11 protein-coding genes and 1 pseudogene are annotated in these 16,187 nt (G+C 63.6%); 6 read left to right on the top strand and 6 right to left on the bottom strand.

Translation table 11 applies throughout. From position 1 onward, the window contains the following. Window positions 1-10 precede the first annotated feature (10 nt). Together B5D38_RS17115 and B5D38_RS17110 are read left to right on the top strand one after the other, a co-directional pair. Window positions 11-214, top strand: coding sequence for a hypothetical protein (locus tag B5D38_RS17115; RefSeq protein WP_078709661.1), 204 nt, complete (start codon window positions 11-13; stop codon window positions 212-214). Between the two features lie 155 nt (window positions 215-369). Further along, window positions 370-1,167, top strand: coding sequence for a class I SAM-dependent methyltransferase (locus B5D38_RS17110; RefSeq protein WP_078709726.1), 798 nt, complete (start codon window positions 370-372; stop codon window positions 1,165-1,167). Window positions 1,168-1,456: 289 nt separating this feature from the next. On the opposite strand, the gene B5D38_RS17105 is transcribed toward B5D38_RS17110, so the two are convergent. From B5D38_RS17105 to B5D38_RS17095, 3 genes are all read right to left on the bottom strand, one after another. After that, window positions 1,457-3,079 carry an ABC-F family ATP-binding cassette domain-containing protein gene (locus B5D38_RS17105; RefSeq protein ID WP_078709660.1) on the bottom strand — a complete coding sequence of 541 codons (1,623 nt, stop codon included), beginning with the start codon at window positions 3,077-3,079 and terminating at the stop codon, window positions 1,457-1,459. A gap of 390 nt (window positions 3,080-3,469) precedes the next feature. Next, on the bottom strand, window positions 3,470-4,345 hold the full coding sequence (locus B5D38_RS17100) for a hypothetical protein (RefSeq protein WP_131829952.1): 876 nt from the start codon (window positions 4,343-4,345) through the stop codon (window positions 3,470-3,472). Window positions 4,346-5,162: 817 nt separating this feature from the next. Next, window positions 5,163-6,068: a LysR family transcriptional regulator gene (locus B5D38_RS17095; RefSeq protein WP_245319322.1), complete on the bottom strand. Its 906-nt coding sequence runs from the start codon at window positions 6,066-6,068 to the stop codon at window positions 5,163-5,165. 97 nt (window positions 6,069-6,165) lie between these two features. On the opposite strand from B5D38_RS17095, the gene B5D38_RS17090 reads away from it, so the two are divergent. Both B5D38_RS17090 and B5D38_RS17085 read left to right on the top strand, forming a co-directional pair. Next, window positions 6,166-6,900 (top strand): SDR family NAD(P)-dependent oxidoreductase, encoded by a 735-nt coding sequence (locus B5D38_RS17090; RefSeq protein ID WP_078709657.1) that lies wholly within the window; start codon window positions 6,166-6,168, stop codon window positions 6,898-6,900. A gap of 11 nt (window positions 6,901-6,911) precedes the next feature. Further along, window positions 6,912-7,583: an SDR family oxidoreductase gene (locus B5D38_RS17085; RefSeq protein WP_078709656.1), complete on the top strand. Its 672-nt coding sequence runs from the start codon at window positions 6,912-6,914 to the stop codon at window positions 7,581-7,583. A gap of 243 nt (window positions 7,584-7,826) precedes the next feature. On the opposite strand, the gene B5D38_RS17080 is transcribed toward B5D38_RS17085, so the two are convergent. The 3 genes from B5D38_RS17080 to B5D38_RS17070 are packed head-to-tail and all read right to left on the bottom strand — an operon-like array spanning window position 7,827 to window position 13,469. Then, the gene (locus B5D38_RS17080; protein WP_078709655.1) at window positions 7,827-10,928 is read right to left on the bottom strand and encodes an efflux RND transporter permease subunit; all 3,102 of its coding nucleotides are present in this window, start codon (window positions 10,926-10,928) and stop codon (window positions 7,827-7,829) included. Further along, window positions 10,925-12,025, bottom strand: coding sequence for an efflux RND transporter periplasmic adaptor subunit (locus B5D38_RS17075; RefSeq protein ID WP_078709654.1), 1,101 nt, complete (start codon window positions 12,023-12,025; stop codon window positions 10,925-10,927). Before B5D38_RS17075 ends, B5D38_RS17080 begins: the two co-directional genes overlap by 4 nt. A gap of 31 nt (window positions 12,026-12,056) precedes the next feature. Then, window positions 12,057-13,469, bottom strand: a complete 1,413-nt coding sequence (locus B5D38_RS17070; protein ID WP_207552984.1) for an MFS transporter — start codon at window positions 13,467-13,469, stop codon at window positions 12,057-12,059. Between the two features lie 281 nt (window positions 13,470-13,750). Here B5D38_RS17070 and B5D38_RS17065 point away from each other — a divergent pair, with 281 nt between their 5' ends. After that, the gene (locus B5D38_RS17065; RefSeq protein ID WP_245319320.1) at window positions 13,751-14,338 is read left to right on the top strand and encodes a TetR/AcrR family transcriptional regulator C-terminal domain-containing protein; all 588 of its coding nucleotides are present in this window, start codon (window positions 13,751-13,753) and stop codon (window positions 14,336-14,338) included. A gap of 602 nt (window positions 14,339-14,940) precedes the next feature. Further along, window positions 14,941-16,002 (top strand): annotated as a pseudogene (locus B5D38_RS22870) (methyl-accepting chemotaxis protein); the annotation flags it as partial. Between the last annotated feature and the right edge of the window lie 185 nt (window positions 16,003-16,187).

Below are 16,187 nucleotides of genomic sequence, written 5' to 3'. Positions count from 1 at the left end.
GGCGCGCAGCATGGCGCCTGCGGTGGAAGATGCCGAGCGCAATGACCCGCCCGTGAAAGTCGACTCGAAGAAGTTGATGGAATCCGAGGCGATTGGAGAAGGACTTGTGGAGGGGCGGAGCGATTGGATCAATGCCGATGCGGCCGTCACAGCAAGAGATGGATCTCTACGAGGCTATTTCATGCGCATCGCCGAAGCGCGGGGAGAATGGTGAGGCGGTCCGGGAAGCGGTCGTCCAATTTGGGGCACAGCAGTCGTAAAGCTGCCGGTCTCCTATCATGCACGGTCCGGCAACCGTTCGGGGGTTTCGGGAGCAGTCGTGACCCCCTAATCGTTCCCGAACGTCGAGACAGGTTGCTGGAGGTGAGAATGTCTGAAATCGCCGATGCCGAAGTGGCAAGATGTTGGGACAGTAACGCCGATCAGTGGACAGACGACGTGCGAAACGGATTCGACGTCTATCGCGACAGGTTCACTTTCCCGGCTTTCATTGACGCCATGCCACAAATCGACGGACTCGAGGTCGTGGACTTTGGTTGCGGTGAAGGGACCAACACTCGCGCTTTCGCTAAACGCGGAGCGCGATTAACCGGCCTGGATATCTCGCAGCGTATGATCGAGCATGCCTGCCAGAACGAGGCTGACGATCCTCTGGGTATCAAATACCTCGTGAGTTCCTACAGCGAGCACTGCGGGCTACCGGACGCATCATTCGATGCTGTGCTGTCCACAATGGCGCTTATGGACGGCCCCGATTTATCCGGGGCCGTGCGGGAGGCCTTCCGTCTGCTCCGGCCCGGTGGGTTCATTCACTTCAGCATCCTCCATCCCTGCTTCATCACGCCAGGTCTTGGCTGGGAACGAGACGAAGAAGGTCAGGTCGTTGGTCTCCGCGTGGCACGCTACTTTGATCGCTCGACGTTCACCGAACATTGGCGCTTCGGTGATCGGCCGAAGGACGAAGATGTCGTTCCATTTGCCGTGCCACGTTTTCCGCGAACGATCGGCGACTACCTGAACGCCCTGGCGGCCGCTGGCTTCGTGCTGACAGCGCTGGTCGAACCGCAACCCGCCCCGGACGCGTGCGAGGACGTGCCGAGATTCGCTCGATGGCGCGACCTTGGGGCTTTCCTTCTTATTGTGACTGCGAAGCGGCCGACGGTCTAGGAAAGACCGCCTCCGCCGATCCGCGCCCTAGGCCGAACCATCTCCATCCCACCCGGCATCGTCGTTCCGGTCTTGGTCAAGATGGGCCGGGAATGGACCGACTGCTTTTGCTCATTTGGTAAGCGAAAGCGGATCTTCGTATTCCGCCCCCGATTGACGGTTCGCTGCCATTCGAAAGCCGCTTACCGCTGGGCTTTACCGACAATGGACTCAAGGTTTTCGTCCTCGTCGGCGGCATTGGGTGGCCGCAGAGGCCCGGCTTCATAAATTGCTTAGAGCGACAGAGGGCTCAGCTCCGCAGTCCCGGCGCTTCCTGGCCAGTACGCTCGACATATTCGCTATAGCCGCCTCCATAGACATGCGGGCCATCCGGCGTCAGCTCCAGCACGCGGTTGGAGAGCGCCGCCAGGAAATGGCGGTCGTGGCTGACGAAGAGCATGGCGCCTTCGAAGCGCGACAGGGCCTCGACCAGCATCTGCTTGGTGGCGATATCGAGATGGTTGGTGGGCTCGTCGAGCACGAGGAAGTTCGGCGGGTCGAACAGCATCTTGGCCATGACCAGCCGCGCCTTCTCGCCGCCTGACAGCACGCGGCACTTCTTCTCGATTTCGTCGCCGGAAAAGCCGAAGCAACCCGCCAGCGCACGCAAGGCCGCTTGCCCGGCCTGCGGAAAGCTGTCTTCGAGCGACTGCAGCACGGTGTGATCGCCGTCGAGCAACTCCATGGCATGCTGGGAGAAATAGCCCATCTTGACACTGGGCCCCCGCGTCACCGTTCCGGAATCCGGCTCTGACGCACCCGCGATCAGCTTGAGCAGCGTCGACTTGCCCGCACCGTTCACCCCCATCACGCACCAACGCTCGCGCCGACGCACCTGGAAGTCGAGCCTGTCATAGATGGTGCGATCACCGTAGCTCTTATGCACGCCCTTGAGCGTCGCGACGTCCTCGCCCGAGCGCGGCGCTGGCTGGAACTCGAAGCGCACTGTCTGCTGGCGCTTCGGGGGCTCGACGCGCTCGATCTTGTCGAGCTTCTTGACCCGGCTCTGCACCTGCGCGGCATGGCTGGCGCGCGCCTTGAAGCGTTCGATGAAGGCTACTTCCTTCGCCAGCATGGCCTGCTGGCGCTCGAACTGCGCCTGCTGCTGCGCCTCGGCGAGGGCGCGCTGCTGGCGATAGAACTCGTAGTCGCCCGAATAGGAAGTCAGCGCGCCGCCGTCGATCTCGATGATCTTCGTGACAATGCGGTTCATGAACGCGCGATCGTGCGACGTCATCAGCACGGCGCCGTCAAAGCCCTTGAGGAAACCCTCGAGCCAGATCAGGCTTTCGATATCGAGATGGTTCGACGGTTCGTCGAGGAGCATGATGTCGGGGCGCATCAGCAGGATCTTTGCCAGCGCCACACGCATCTTCCAGCCGCCTGACAGCTTGCCGACATCGCCGTCCATCATTGCCTGGCTGAAGCCGAGGCCATCCAGCACCTCACGAGCGCGCCCGTCCAGCGCATAGCCGTCGAGTTCGTCGTAGCGGCCCTGCACTTCGCCGTAGCGGGTGATGATCTCGTCCATCTCGTCGGCGCGGTCCGGATCGGCCATGGCCGCTTCCAGCTCCGCCATCTCGGCTGCCAGAGCGCTGACCGGCCCGACGCCGTCCATCACCTCGACCACGGCGCTACGCCCCGCCATGTCACCGACATCCTGGCTGAAGTAGCCGACGGTCACGCCCCGATCGACCGAAACCTGGCCTTCGTCCGGCATTTCCTCGCCGGTAATCATTCGAAACAGGGTCGTCTTGCCAGCGCCATTTGGGCCAACGAGGCCGATCTTCTCGCCGCGCTGGAGTGCCGCCGACGCCTCGATGAAGACGATCTGCTTGCCGTTCTGCTTGCCGATGCTTTCGAGGCGGATCATGCGGAAATTCCCGGTCGGTGCTAGTCGGCATCATGCTCTAGGAGGGAGCCGCCTCAAACCATCCCACCCGCCGCCGCGCAAGAGGTCGCGGCGCCATATGTTCAGTTTTTGTCAGGGCCCGCACACCATCCAACTCCCCACTCAGTCTCAGCCGTGCAAGCCGGAAAGCACTTCAGGGCCGAAAGCGGACTGGCAACTCCAGAGCAGCGACCGGCGGAGAGCTGCCGTTCCGTGGGAGCCTTTCTGGTCGCCCCCCTGGCCGGGGTGGGGCGGCAGGGCATTCCTCGGCTCGTTGTCCATTACTGAAAGTCGACATTCGGGCGTCGAGGATGACCGCCCCCGACCTTCAATCAATTCGTCAGTCAAGGACGTTGAGTTAACAGATTGACCTTACCTTGACTGCGACTTGGCTGCGAGCCACCGCTCCAAATCTGTGTTCTCGATGTCTCGAGCAACGGCAATCAAGAGAGGGATGGGCTCTTCAATGCCCGATGCTGCGGCGACGGAGATGGCCAGATCCGCTAGCTTGTAACGCACTTTAGGAAGAGGCATCTTGCCAGTGTATATAATTGCCGTCGTTACGTCGATAAAGGATATTTCCCCTGAAGAGGCCGGATAGTCGAGCAGAGCATACCGATAAGAATCTAATTTTCCCGCATACGGGCATAGAGAATCCGTCTGGTGTGATTTTTCTGGAGAGATCGTCCTAAGGTAATTTTTCGCATTAGCCTCGTCTCCTACTTGCAACCAGTATTCGACTTCACTCAATCGTATTGATTCAGAGCATGACTTGTCTTTAATCGCGTTAGCGAGATTTTCCGTAAAATTAGTAATAAGGGCCTCATCCAATCTCCCACCTTTTTCGGCCATCTTCTCAAGGATGCCGCGATGGACGATCCAAGCCCGGATTTCGGCCTTTGGTCGCTCGCTAACACGCGCAATGATGGCCGCAGCAGCCGCGCTGCCCTCATTCTTAAGGACGGAAGCCGTAATGACGACAGAACAATGCTCGGGTTTCTCAACCCTCTCGCCCTTGCAAGGGCCGCTTTTTGGCCTGTCGCGTAAGGAGGCATTCCATTTCAACAGCGTTGCGGCTGCGTCCGATATGGTGTCCGTGAACCAGAATGGACTTTGGCCGCTCGGTTCAGTGTTCTTGGAATCCGAAACTTGAGCGTTTGCAGACAGCGCGCTGGCCGTCATTATGGAAACAACGATTAAACAACGAAGCATATCAAAGCACCATTCTATCCTTTCCCGATTATACATCGATAGTGTCGATCAAATAGGAAACATCCAGGACTGGGTTAACGCCCCGATGAACCTCAGACAGATTCGATCCTGAAGCTCTGAGCGAGCAACCTGATGCTGTTTAGCTTGAACGTCGGTGAGCGGAGAAAATCGTTGATCTGCACTCGAGCTGGCGGCAGCTTTAGGCCAGAGGTCCATCCCCGTCTCTCCATATCGCGGCTCGGCCGGCTTTCAGCCGCATCGCCTGCGCCTATGCTCGGCCCTCGCTCAACCCCAACCGATATCCGAAAGCAGGCAGGCACGCAGTCCAGCGTCGCGAAGACTTCGTTTGGCGAAAAGCCGACGTTCCCCAGTCGACCCTTCATTGCCGTTCCGAAGCGCGGGGCGCCTTGACGTTGCCCCCGAGTCTTATCCAGCCGAGAGTTCGTTTCCGGCGTTTATTTTGCCGAGGCTGGTCTTCAGCGGCCTGAACATCATCGCGGTGATCGTTGCGGTCGGCAGCGAAGACAGCCGCAACTGAACACGCTTGCTCTGGCCGAAATGCCGGCGTGGGAGATCCCGATCTCCCTAGCAAGTGCCAATCAAGCCGTCGTTGCGGCGCGCAAGTTCACCTCATCGGGTGGCGGGGATCGATGCCTCCGCTGCATTCGTACTCCAGCTGGCTCAGCGCGCTCAATGAAATCCGGATCATTCGGCTGACCTTATGGCCATCAACGTTGATGCACGGGAAAATGCCTAACTGTCATCGGCGGCGCGATCATGGCGGGCAGCCCCGACCGAGTTCTGCGCATTCGTACGCCGCGTTCGCGGACGAAACTGCCATCGCCTTGGACCGTCATCCCGCGTCCTTGCGAACTCCCAACCTGATCTTGTCGATGACGGCGCGCGTGGCGGCGGGCATATGGCGCTGGCGGGGATAGGTCAGATGAAAGCCCGCGAATGGCGCGCTCCAGCGTTGAAGCAAGGGGATCAGAGACCCTGCCGCGATATGATCACGAACCGTGTCCTCGATAGAGAAGGCAATGCCGAGCCCGTCCAGAGCGGCCCGCTGCGCCATCGTCTTATCGTTCACGATCAAGCCGCCCGACGGCGTGATGGAGAACCAGCGGCCGTCCTCGAAAAACTCCCATGGAAAGGGATGCGGCTGGCCGGGCCAGCGCCAGCAGATACAGTCGTGGGCCAATAGATCACGCGGATGACCGGGGACGCCGTGCCGCGACAGGTAGGCCGGGGCCGCAACCGCGATCTGGCGCAGATCCGCGCCCAAGGGCACGGCGATCATATCCTGAGCGATGACCTCGCCGATACGGATGGCGATGTCGAAGCCATCGGCGACGGGATCGCCAACGGCATCGTCCAGGGTGATGTCGAGCGTCACGTCGGGCAGGTCCCGGCGCAAGTCAGGGAGGATCGGCAGCAGGAATCTCTCGGCGGCCGACCGAAAGGCGACGATGCGGACCGTTCCCCGCGGGCCGCCCTTGCTGCGCGCCTGTGTTAGCGCCGCGGCCATTTCCGCCACTGCAGGCTCCATGCGTCCCCTCAGATGCAAGCCCGCCTCGGTCAGCACCACGCTTCGGGTCGTCCGCTGGAACATCTGCTGCCCCACCTCGGCCTCAAAGGCGCGGATGGTCTGGCTGAGAGCCGAGGGCGTGACACCCAGCCTCTCTGCCGCGCGCGAGAAATTGAGCGTCTCGGCGACGGCAAGGAAAGCACGAATCTGCGCGAAATCGGTGGGCGTCATGGTTGCGATCATGAAGCTGAGCTAACAAGCCTAATAAATTACTCGTGGATTATAAAGCCCTGTAGCCAAGCGTATCTCCGTCGCAAAGGAGATACCTATGACTGAAGATCTTGTCGGCCAAACAGCCCTCGTGACCGGTGCCGCCCGCGGGATCGGCCGTGCCACCGCCCTGACACTGCGTGCACGCGGCGCGCAGATCCTCGCCACAGACATGTCGGAAGCCGTGCATGATCTGGCGGCCGACGGCATCGCGACCCTGACTGGAAACGTCGCGGACGAACAAACCGCTGTTCGCAGCGTCGCCCTGGCCGTGGAACGCTTTGGCAGGCTCGATATCCTCGTCAACAACGCCGGCCGGACGATGAACAAGCCGCTGGTCGACATGAGCCTGGCCGATTGGGATGGCGTGATGTCCGTCAACGCCCGCGGCACCTTCCTGCATGCTCGCGAGGCGATAAGGGCCATGCTGCCCAGCGGAGGCGTCATCGTCAATATGGCATCCATCGTGGCGCGGGTGGCGATGAAGGATACCGCCGTCTACGCGGCGTCCAAAGGCGCGATTGCACAACTGACCAAGGTGATTGCGGTCGAATATGGCGATCGCGGCATTCGCGCCAATGCGGTCCTGCCCGGCGTGATCGAAACCGACATCCTGGAGGATATCGTGCCCGACAGCCGTGCCACTCTGGCCAGCTACGGCCCCGCCCATCCGCTCGGTCGCGTCGGCCAGCCGCAGGATATCGCCGAGGTCGTGGCCTTCCTCGCCTCGCCCGCCTCCGCCTTCATGACGGGCGCGCTTGTGACCGCCGACGGCGGCTTCACCGCACTTTGAAAGGAAACACCATGCCCTCCATTCTCATCATCGGGGCCGAGCGCGGTCTTGGTCTTGGTCTGGCGCAGACCCTCCACGCTGAGGGCTGGCAGGTCACCGGCACCGCCCGTCACGGTGCAGACACAGGCAGCCTGAGCAGGGTCGCGCAGGTCGCCCATGTGGATGTCACGCGCGTCGACGAGATCGCGCCGCTGCGGGATGCCATTGGCACCTTCGACGTGATTTTCCTGGTCGCCGGTGTTTACGGTCCGCTGCACAACTCGGTTGTCGAGGCGACAGAGGACGAACTGTCCGAAATCATTATGACCAATTGCTTCGGTCCCATACGCTTGGCGCATCACCTGCTGGACCGGCTGAACGAGGGCGGAACGCTCGCCGTGATGTCTTCGCACCGCGCAAGCATTGCGATGAACACCGAGCCGGGCCTGAAGCTGGACCTTTATCGGGCGAGCAAGGTGGCCCTCAACATGCTTGCCCGCATGATTCATGCCGACACCGGGCTGACCGTTCTGTCGATCCATCCCGGCTGGGTCGCCACCGCCATGGGGACGCTGGACGGGACGGTCGAGGCGGAGATCAGCGTGGAGGAAAGCGTGACCGGAATGGCCGAGGTGCTGAAAGCCAATATGGGATGCCGGGAACACCGCTATCTGGATTGGCAAGGCAACACGCTGCCCTGGTGATTGCCAAGACAGATGGCTGCACGGGGTTCGCTTGCGCGAGCCCCGTTCACTCGGAAGGCGGCCATTCCCGCTCGTTCCACACCCGGCGTTGCGTTCGGCGCGTAAGGCGGCGAGAGGCCGCCTCCGGTCTTAATCCTTCATCCGCGGCATGTCCGCTTCTCGCTAAGATCCGTCCTTAAGCTGACCGGCAGCTTCCGAGCGCGCGTTCGGGGCGGCCAATGCTCGCGTCGTTGGCGCGCTGATTCATCGACTCGCGACGGCGACCTCGCCGTCGTGGGATTCAGTCGCGGTATTCAGGAAGCGCCTGCGCAGCCATGACGAGAAATCGTCGACGAAGGAGTAGATCACCGGGATGACGACGAGGCTGAGGGCGGTCGAGACCAGCAGCCCGCCGATGACGACGAGCCCCATCGGCCGGCGGAAGCTCGGATCGCCGCCCGACAGGCCCAGCACCACGGGGCACATGCCGCCGATCATCGCGATCGTCGTCATGACCACCGGACGCGCCCGCTTGTGGCAGGCGTCGAGCAAGGCTTCGCCCCGCTGCCAACCCTTTTGCTGGGTCGCCGCCGCATATTCGACGATCAGGATCGAGTTCTTGGTGACGATCCCGATCAGCATCAAAAGGCCGATGGCGGTCGCCATCGAGAAGCTGGTGCCGGTCAGGACCAGCGGCAGGAGGGCGCCGCCGAGCGACAGAGGAATGGCCATCAGGATCGTGAACGGCTGCAGGAAATCGTGGAAGAGCAGCGCCAGCACGGCATAGATGCACACCAGGCCGATCACCAGCGCGACCAGGAAGCCGGCGAACATGGAATCCATGCTCTCCACCTCGCCTTCGTCGATCGTCTTGACGCCCGCCGGCAGCGCCTTCATGGCGGGAAGCGCCTGAACCTCCTCCATCACCGAGCCGATGCTCTTGCCGTTCAGTTCGACGCTGACGGTGACGTTCCGCTCCCGGTCGATGCGCGAGATGCTTGTCGGCCCCGTGCCGAGCCCGACATCGGCGACAGATCCGAGGGTCACGCTGCCGCCGTTGCCGTCGACGCGCAGCTGGCGGATGTCCTCGAGATTGCTTTCCGGGTCGGCATCGAGTTTCAGCCGGATGGGAAGCTGGCGTTCCGGAAGGTTGAGCTTCGGTTGTGAGGCTTCGTAGTCGCCATAGGTGGCGATGCGCACGACATCGGCGATCGCCTCGGGCGTCACGCCGACGGCGCTGGCATGAGCGCTGTCGGGAACGATCTGTACTTCCGGCGCCTCCAGGGCGGCGGTCGAGGTGACCGCGCCGAGGCCGGGCAGGCCGCGTATCTGCTCCTCGAGAGTCTTCGCTGCCTGGAGCAGCGCCGCGTCGTCGTTGCTGGCGAGGACGATGCCCAGGGTGCTGCCGTCGCCTCCGGCCCCAACCTGAACCCGCGCGCCCGGCACACGGTCCAGCGCCGCGCGAATGTCGTTCTCGATTTGTGTCTGTGACCGATCGCGCTCGTTGAGCGGTGTCAGATCGACGGTCAGCAGGGCCCCGGTCACGTCGGGGATGATGGCGAGATTGGGGCCGCCGCTGTTGCTGCCGGAGGCGCCCACCACGGCAAAGACAGACCGGACCTGTCCGACCTCGGCGATGGCGGTGGCCGCCTGTCGCACGACCGCATCCGTCTCCTCCAGGCTGCTGCCCGGCTGGACGTTGAGGGTCACCGTCGTCTGGGCGATGTCGGCGGGCGGAACGAAGGCGGTTTCGAGCAGCGGTACCAGCGACAGGGAGGCCGCGACGAAGAGGATGGTCGCCAGGATGGTCAGCTTGCGCCAGGCGAGGCAGAAGCGGGCGAGACGCATATACGTCCGCATCAGCCGGCCGTCCGCCCGCGCACTCGCCGTGCGCTTGGCCTTGAGCAGGGACGCCGCCATCATCGGCGTCAGCAGCCGCGCCACCAGGAGCGAGGCGAGGACGGCGGCCGCGGCCGTGATGCCGAACTGCCGGAAGACAAGGCCCGGAATGTCGCCCATGAACGCCGTCGGCAGGAACACGGCGACGAGCGTCAGGGTCGTGGCGATGACGGCGATGCCGATCTCCTGCGTCGCCTCAATGGTGGCCGCGCGCGGCGTGCCGCCATAGGACAGGTGGCGCTCGATGTTCTCGACCTCGACGATGGCGTCGTCCACCAGGATGCCCACCACCAGCGATAGGGAGAGCAGCGAGACGACGTTCAGCGTGAAGCCGAACAAGTCCATGATCATGAAGGTCGGGATCATGGCCAGCGGCAGCGCGGCGGCCGAGACCACGGTCGCGCGCCAGCTCCTGAGGAACAGCCACACGATCACGATGGCGATCACGATACCCTCGGCGAGCATGTGCATCGAGGCCTCGTAGTCGTCGGCGGTCGCCTTGACGGTGTTCGAAGCCTCGGCGATCGCGACTTCCGGATGGGCTGCCGCGAAGGTGGCGATCACCGAGCGGATGCCCTCGGCGACGGCGACGTCGGAATAGCCGTTGGATCGCTTGATCTGGACGCCGATGACGCGATCGCCATTGAGATAGGCGAGCGAGGTTCGGTCGGCGTGCGCGTCCCTAATCGTCGCGATCTGGTCGAGCTGGATCGAGGTTCCGTTGGCGGCGGGCACGGAGACCGAGGACAGGCGGTCAATGGTATCGGCGGCGCCGAGAACCCGGATCGACTGGCGCGAGGACGTCGTCTGGACACGGCCGCCGGACTGGTCGAGCTGGACCGAGCGCAGAAGACCCGCAACGTCCGTCACCGACAGGCCGAGGGCGGCGAGCTTCCCCGGATCGACCGCGACGACGACCTCGCGATCGATGCCGCCGACGCGCGCGACGTCGCCAACCCCCTCGACGGAGCGCAGCGCCTTGGTCATGTCGTTGTCGACGAACCAGGATAGCTCGGCCTCGTCCAGTTTTCCGGAGGTCACGGCATAGGTGATCAGCACCGAGTTCTGGATCGACAGCTTGGTGACGCTCGGCGCGCTCATTTCCGACGGCAGGTCCGCGCGCACGCTGTCGACGGCATTGCGGACCTCGTTGAGCGCTTCCTCCGGATCCTTGGCGATCTCGAACTCGGCCATGATGCCGACGGAGCCGTCGTTCACCGTCGTCGTGATGTGGTTGAGCCGGCTCAGGGAGGCGACGCTGTCCTCGATCTTGCGCGCCACCTCGGTTTCGAGCTGCGCGGGCGCCGCACCTTCGAGATTGGCGGAGATCTGGATGAGCGGCAGGTCGAGATCGGGAAACGACTGCACGCCCAGCTTCGAGAATGAGAACAGGCCGCCGATCAGGAGCAGGACGAAGAGAAGGATGACGGGAACGGGATTGCGGACGGCCCAGGCGGAGACGTTCATTTCTGCGCCTCCTCGGCAACCACCGCGACGGGAGCGCCATCGAACAGGAACCCACCGCCGTTCACGACCAGTCGCGCGTGAGGATCGAGCCCCGAGACCACTTCGACATGGCCGTCGCGGCGGCGACCGATCGTCACCGGGCGCCGCTCGACCGTGTCATTATCGGCGAGGCTGTAGACGTAGCTGGCCCCGCCCTCCATGGTCACGGCCGTCGATGGAACGGTCGTGACAGCCTTGGTGTCGATTTCGATTGATCCGCTGGCAAACGAGCCGGGGGTAAGAGCGCAGTTCTCCGGCAGATCGATATAGACCGTTGCCCGTCCCGTGGTGCGATCCGCCGTCGGTGCCGTGGTTCTGACGGATCCATAACACAGCGCCTGTCCCTGGTCGGAGATCTGCGCCCGCTGGCCTGTCACGATTTGCGTCAGATCCTTGGCCGTGACTTCGGCTTGCCATTCGATTCGGTTCTGGCGAATGAGACGGAAGAGTTCTGTGCCGGCTGCCGGCACGGCGCCGAGCGTCGCGGATTTTTGCGAGACGACGCCATCGTCGATGGCGCGAATGGTGGTCTGCTCAAGCTTGAGCGTGATGCTGTCGAGGTTCGCCTGCTCGGCTCCGAGATTGGCCTTGGCCACCTTCTCGCCGATCAGCGCGTCCTGAATGTCCTTCTGCGACATCGTTCCCTTGGCGTTCTCGGAAAGGCGGCGGGCGCGGCTGGCGTCGGTCGTCGCCTTTTCTAGGCTCGCCTCGGCGCTGGCGACGACGGCTTCGTGGCGGCGCAGGTCGGCCTCCAAGGCGTCGTGCGACAGGCGGGCCAGGACCTGCCCCTTCTTCACCCTGTCGCCGATGTCGACGAGAATCTCCTCGACCCGGAGCTCGCCGATCTCGGTGGAGATCGACGCCTCGTTCCAGGGGGCGATCCAGCCGCTGGCGGCGATGGTGGAGGTCCAGCGCTCCTGCCGCGGCTCGACCGCCCGGACGGTCAGGACCGGCTTAGCGGGCGCTGGCGCGCCGTTCTCGGCCGCGACGCGGGTGGGAGCGAGCGAAAGCCCCGTCAGGCAGAGCAATGTGAGGAACAGGGTTCTTTTCCGGCTCATCGGAGCCTCCTTTCGCGGATCGCCCGCTGGCTCATTGCTGCTCGGCTGGGGCCGCCGCCGGCATCAGCCAGACGAGGCCGAGGCAGACGAGGACGATGGCCGCGACGACGGCGAGACTGAGAAGCATCGCCTGGCCCTGATCGGCATGGGAGGCCACGCTGAAGAAGACCGTCGTCATCACGGCGATGCCGGTGCTGGCCGCGAGCTGCTGAACGGCGCTCAGGGAACCGCTGGCGCTGCCGGCCTCCTCGGTGGCGATATCGCCCAACGCGACGTCGTAGATGGTGGCAAAGCAAGCCCCCATGCCGAGCCCGAGCAGGAAGATCGGCGCCACCAGCGGCCAGTAGCCGACGCTACCGCCATGGCTCGCGACGACGGCAAACAGGAAGGCGGCGGCCGCCAGCGTGATCAAGAGGCCGCTCACCACCAGCCAGCGTCCCAGGCGTGCGAGCAGCGGGGCGCACGCCCCCGACGCGACGACGATGCCGATCGCCATGGGGATGAGGCCGAGCGCGGCGCCTGTCGGGCTGCGGCCCAGGCCGCCTTGGAAAAACAGCGAGATCACGAAGCAGAGCCCGCTGACCGCGGCAAAGAAGCCGAACCCGACCAGAAGACCGGACGTAAAGCCCCGGTTGGCAAGCAGGCTCGGCTCGATCAGCGGATTCGCGGCGCTCGCCTGGCGCCAGCAGAACAGGATGAAGGAGACGGCGCCCAGCGCCAGCGCGATCGGCGGCCAACCGGTCCACCCGGTTTCGGCACCGAGCGAAAGACCGGCGATGAAGGCGAACATCGCCAACGCCAGCAAGGCCGCCCCGACGAGATCGAGAACGACGCCGCGTCCGACCTCGATCTCCGGAAGGATCTTGAGGGCGGCGAGGAAGCCCGCGGACCCGATGACGATGTTGATCAGGAACATCGCGCGCCACCCCAGGCCGAAAATGTCGGCATCGATCAGGAAGCCGCCGAGGACCGGCCCCAGCACCGCGGCGATGCCGAGAACCGGCCCGAAGACGCTGAAGGCGGCGCCCAGCTTGTCGCGAGGAAAGGTCGCCGTCAGGATCGCCATGCCCTGGGGAATGAGGAAAGCGCCGGAAGCGCCCTGCGCCAGCCGTGCCGCGATCAGCATGACCGGCGAGGTCGACAGGCCGCACAGCAATGATGCCAGCGTGAAGCCGGCGATGCCGATGAGGAACATGCGGCGCTGGCCGAATTTGTCGCCGAGCCGCCCGCCGAGGACGAGGAGTACGCCGAGGGCCAGCGCATAGCTGGCGCCGAGCCACGTCACGAGACTGGCTCCGCCACCAAGATCGGCCGCGATCGAGGGCGCGGCGATCATTGTCAGCGTTGAGTCGAGAAGGTCCATGGCGTCGGCGACAAGGACGACGGCAAGGATGGACCAGAGCCGGCCAGGGGCCGGGGAGGGAATGGAAGCGGTGTGGCACACGAGAGAAGACCTCCAAGGGTCTTTGAGATCAAAAGATCATCGCGCCGATATGGCGTATTTCATCGATACACCGTATCGCTGCGATCCAGTGTTGTCAACGCTGTCGCGATGCGCAACAACGAAACGCTATGACCGACCGAGAAGAAGAATTAGACGCCCCGAATCCACTCCTTGTTTGGGAGAGGCCAGAGCCCGAGAGGCGGCCGGCGCCGGCTCCGCTCAGCCGGGAGCGTATCGTCCAGGCGGCGATCGAACTGGCGGACTCGGAAGGGCTCGCGTCCGTGTCCCTGCGCAAGGTTGCCGCTCAGCTCGGTTCCGGCCCGATGCGGCTCTATGGCTACATCGCCACCAAGGAAGAGCTGCTCGACCTGATGGTCGATGCCGTCTACGGCGAGATGATTGCGGAAGGACCGTTCGAGGGTACTTGGCAGGATACCCTGCGGACGATGGCGCATCGCATGCGCGGGGCCGCCCATCGACACGCCTGGCTGACCGAGCTTCTGAGCGGACGCCCGCTCCGGGGCCCGAATGCCATGACTTATAGCGAGGCGGCACTCGCCGCGCTCGGTAGCCAGAAGGGGTTCGAGGATATCGCCGTCACGCTTCAGACGCTGAAGACCGTCACCGCCTATGTTGTCGGCGCCCTCCTGGACGAGGCCAGCGAACGCCATGCCATCCAGGCGAGCGGCATGACCCAGGAGGAGTGGCAGCTCGCCACCTATCCCTATCTTCAGCGCGTGCTGGCCACAGGCCGCTTTCCAAACATCGCCAGGATCGTGGAGGAGGTCGAGCACCCCTCCCAGGCGGAGGAGTTCGAGCGCGGCCTCCGGATCATTCTGGATGGCGTCGCCGCGCGCATGAAACGCTGAGCCATCCAGAATTGGCAGGCTTGGCGCCTCGTCGCATCAGGCTTGCACTGCGCTGCGGATGGTCGGGATCGACCAAATGTCCGCTACGACGTGATCAACGCTCCAAAGCGGCCAATCCGCCTTCCGTCTCGTCCGGCCGACTGCGCAACGGCAACTTTGCGCTGCGGGGCGCAGAGCTGATGCCCATCGGCTCCGGGGCAGAAACGCCAAGGATCAGAAGATTAGATTTCATCTGGTTGGGGATCCAAGTTCCCCATCTGGCCGATTGTGTCCAGCCGTGCGACGTCGACCTTGGGCGCCAGCGGGCCGATGGAGTTCAGATCGATACCCGGCTTTCGCCGTGCTTCCCCCGCTCCGGGGTGGCCGGGATCCAGCTCCTGCCTGCCCTTTCTGCCGCAGATGATGGTGGGCGCGTGGCCGCAGGCGTTTTTCGCCCTCCCGCGAAGCCCTTCCAGCCGCGCAGAGCCATATGTATGTCGCGGCGCGCCTCGCCAGTCGTCTGCTTCCGCAATGGGTGATCTTTTTCAGCATTCCATAAAATCGGCGTTCCCAACGGTAAATACTAATTATATCTTGATATAAGAATAACCTTGCAGAAATATATGGACAGCAAATATACTCTTGTATGTTATTATGCCATAAAAGAATACTTAACAGTTACGTGGAATAGCCGGACCAAGAGAAAGATCGACGCGCGTCCTTCCTTCTTTACCGAACCAACTTCCCCGGGGACTCCCATGGCGCTTGTGAAAACGCACAATCTCGCTGGAAAAGATCAAGGCAAGCTTTCCTCGCGCACGAGCAGCGCCGGGGTCGGCGGCCCCGTGGCCGATATGGTCAAGGACGTTGCCCATCGTCTTCCTGCATCCACCAGCGAGCCCAAGGCGCGCTCCGCCAATGCCGCCGCGGAAAACCAGAAGCGTCGCGCGCGGACATTCGCGCGCCAACAGCAGGCGGCCGAGCGCATCTCCTCGGCAACGGCCGAACTCGCCTCGGGCATGACCCAGGCCGCCTCGGCGTCCGAACAGCTGAAGCAGGCGATGGACCAGATCGCCCAAGCGGCCGAGGAGGCGTCGTCGAACGCTCAGCAATCGCTGAAGGCGATGAATGGGCTCGGCAACCTGATCAACCGCTCGAAGGCGGTCGCCGACGAGTCGATCGAAAAGACGGTGGCGTTGCAGACGCAGCTCACCGAGGTCCGCGGCCAGATCGAGAATTCGATTGCGGCGATCAGCCAGTCGTCCGAGCGCCAGGGGACATCGGTGCGCGTGGTCGAGGAGCTGGAGCGCCAGGCGGGCGTCATCGGCGAGATCGTGAAGACCGTCGCGCACATAGCCGACCAGACAAACCTGCTTGCGCTCAACGCGGCGATCGAGGCCGCACGCGCCGGCGAACATGGCCGAGGCTTCGCCGTCGTTGCCGACGAGGTGCGCACGCTTGCCGAGGTTTCGGAGAAGAGCGCCCGCGAGATTTCGGCACTGATCGGCCAGATCCAGGTCGAGGTGAAGGGCATAGCCGAGGCGATCCGTTCCGCCAACGATGCGGTCAAGACCGAAGTGGAGAACGGCAAGAACGTCAGCGAGCAGATCGAGCGCGTCCGCACCGACATGGTGGTCATCGTCGACGGCGGCCGCGAGATCGCGCGCTATGCGCTAGAATCCGATACCGCCGCGCAGGAGACGCAAAAGGGTGCCGAGCAGATCGCGGCCGGCGCGGAGCAGCAGTCGGCCGCCTGCGAGGAGAGCCTCAACGCCCTCAAGGAGCAGGCCAATGCCCTCGCCGAGGCGGAGAAGGCGACGGAGAATCTCGGCGAGGTGGCTGACGAACTGCGCACTTCCGCCGATATCTC

This window comes from Consotaella salsifontis (genome assembly GCF_900167365.1).
Taxonomy (GTDB): domain Bacteria; phylum Pseudomonadota; class Alphaproteobacteria; order Rhizobiales; family Rhizobiaceae; genus Consotaella; species Consotaella salsifontis.
The sequence above is the reverse complement of the archived record's forward strand: the minus strand, read 5'-3'. Positions and strand labels throughout refer to the sequence as shown.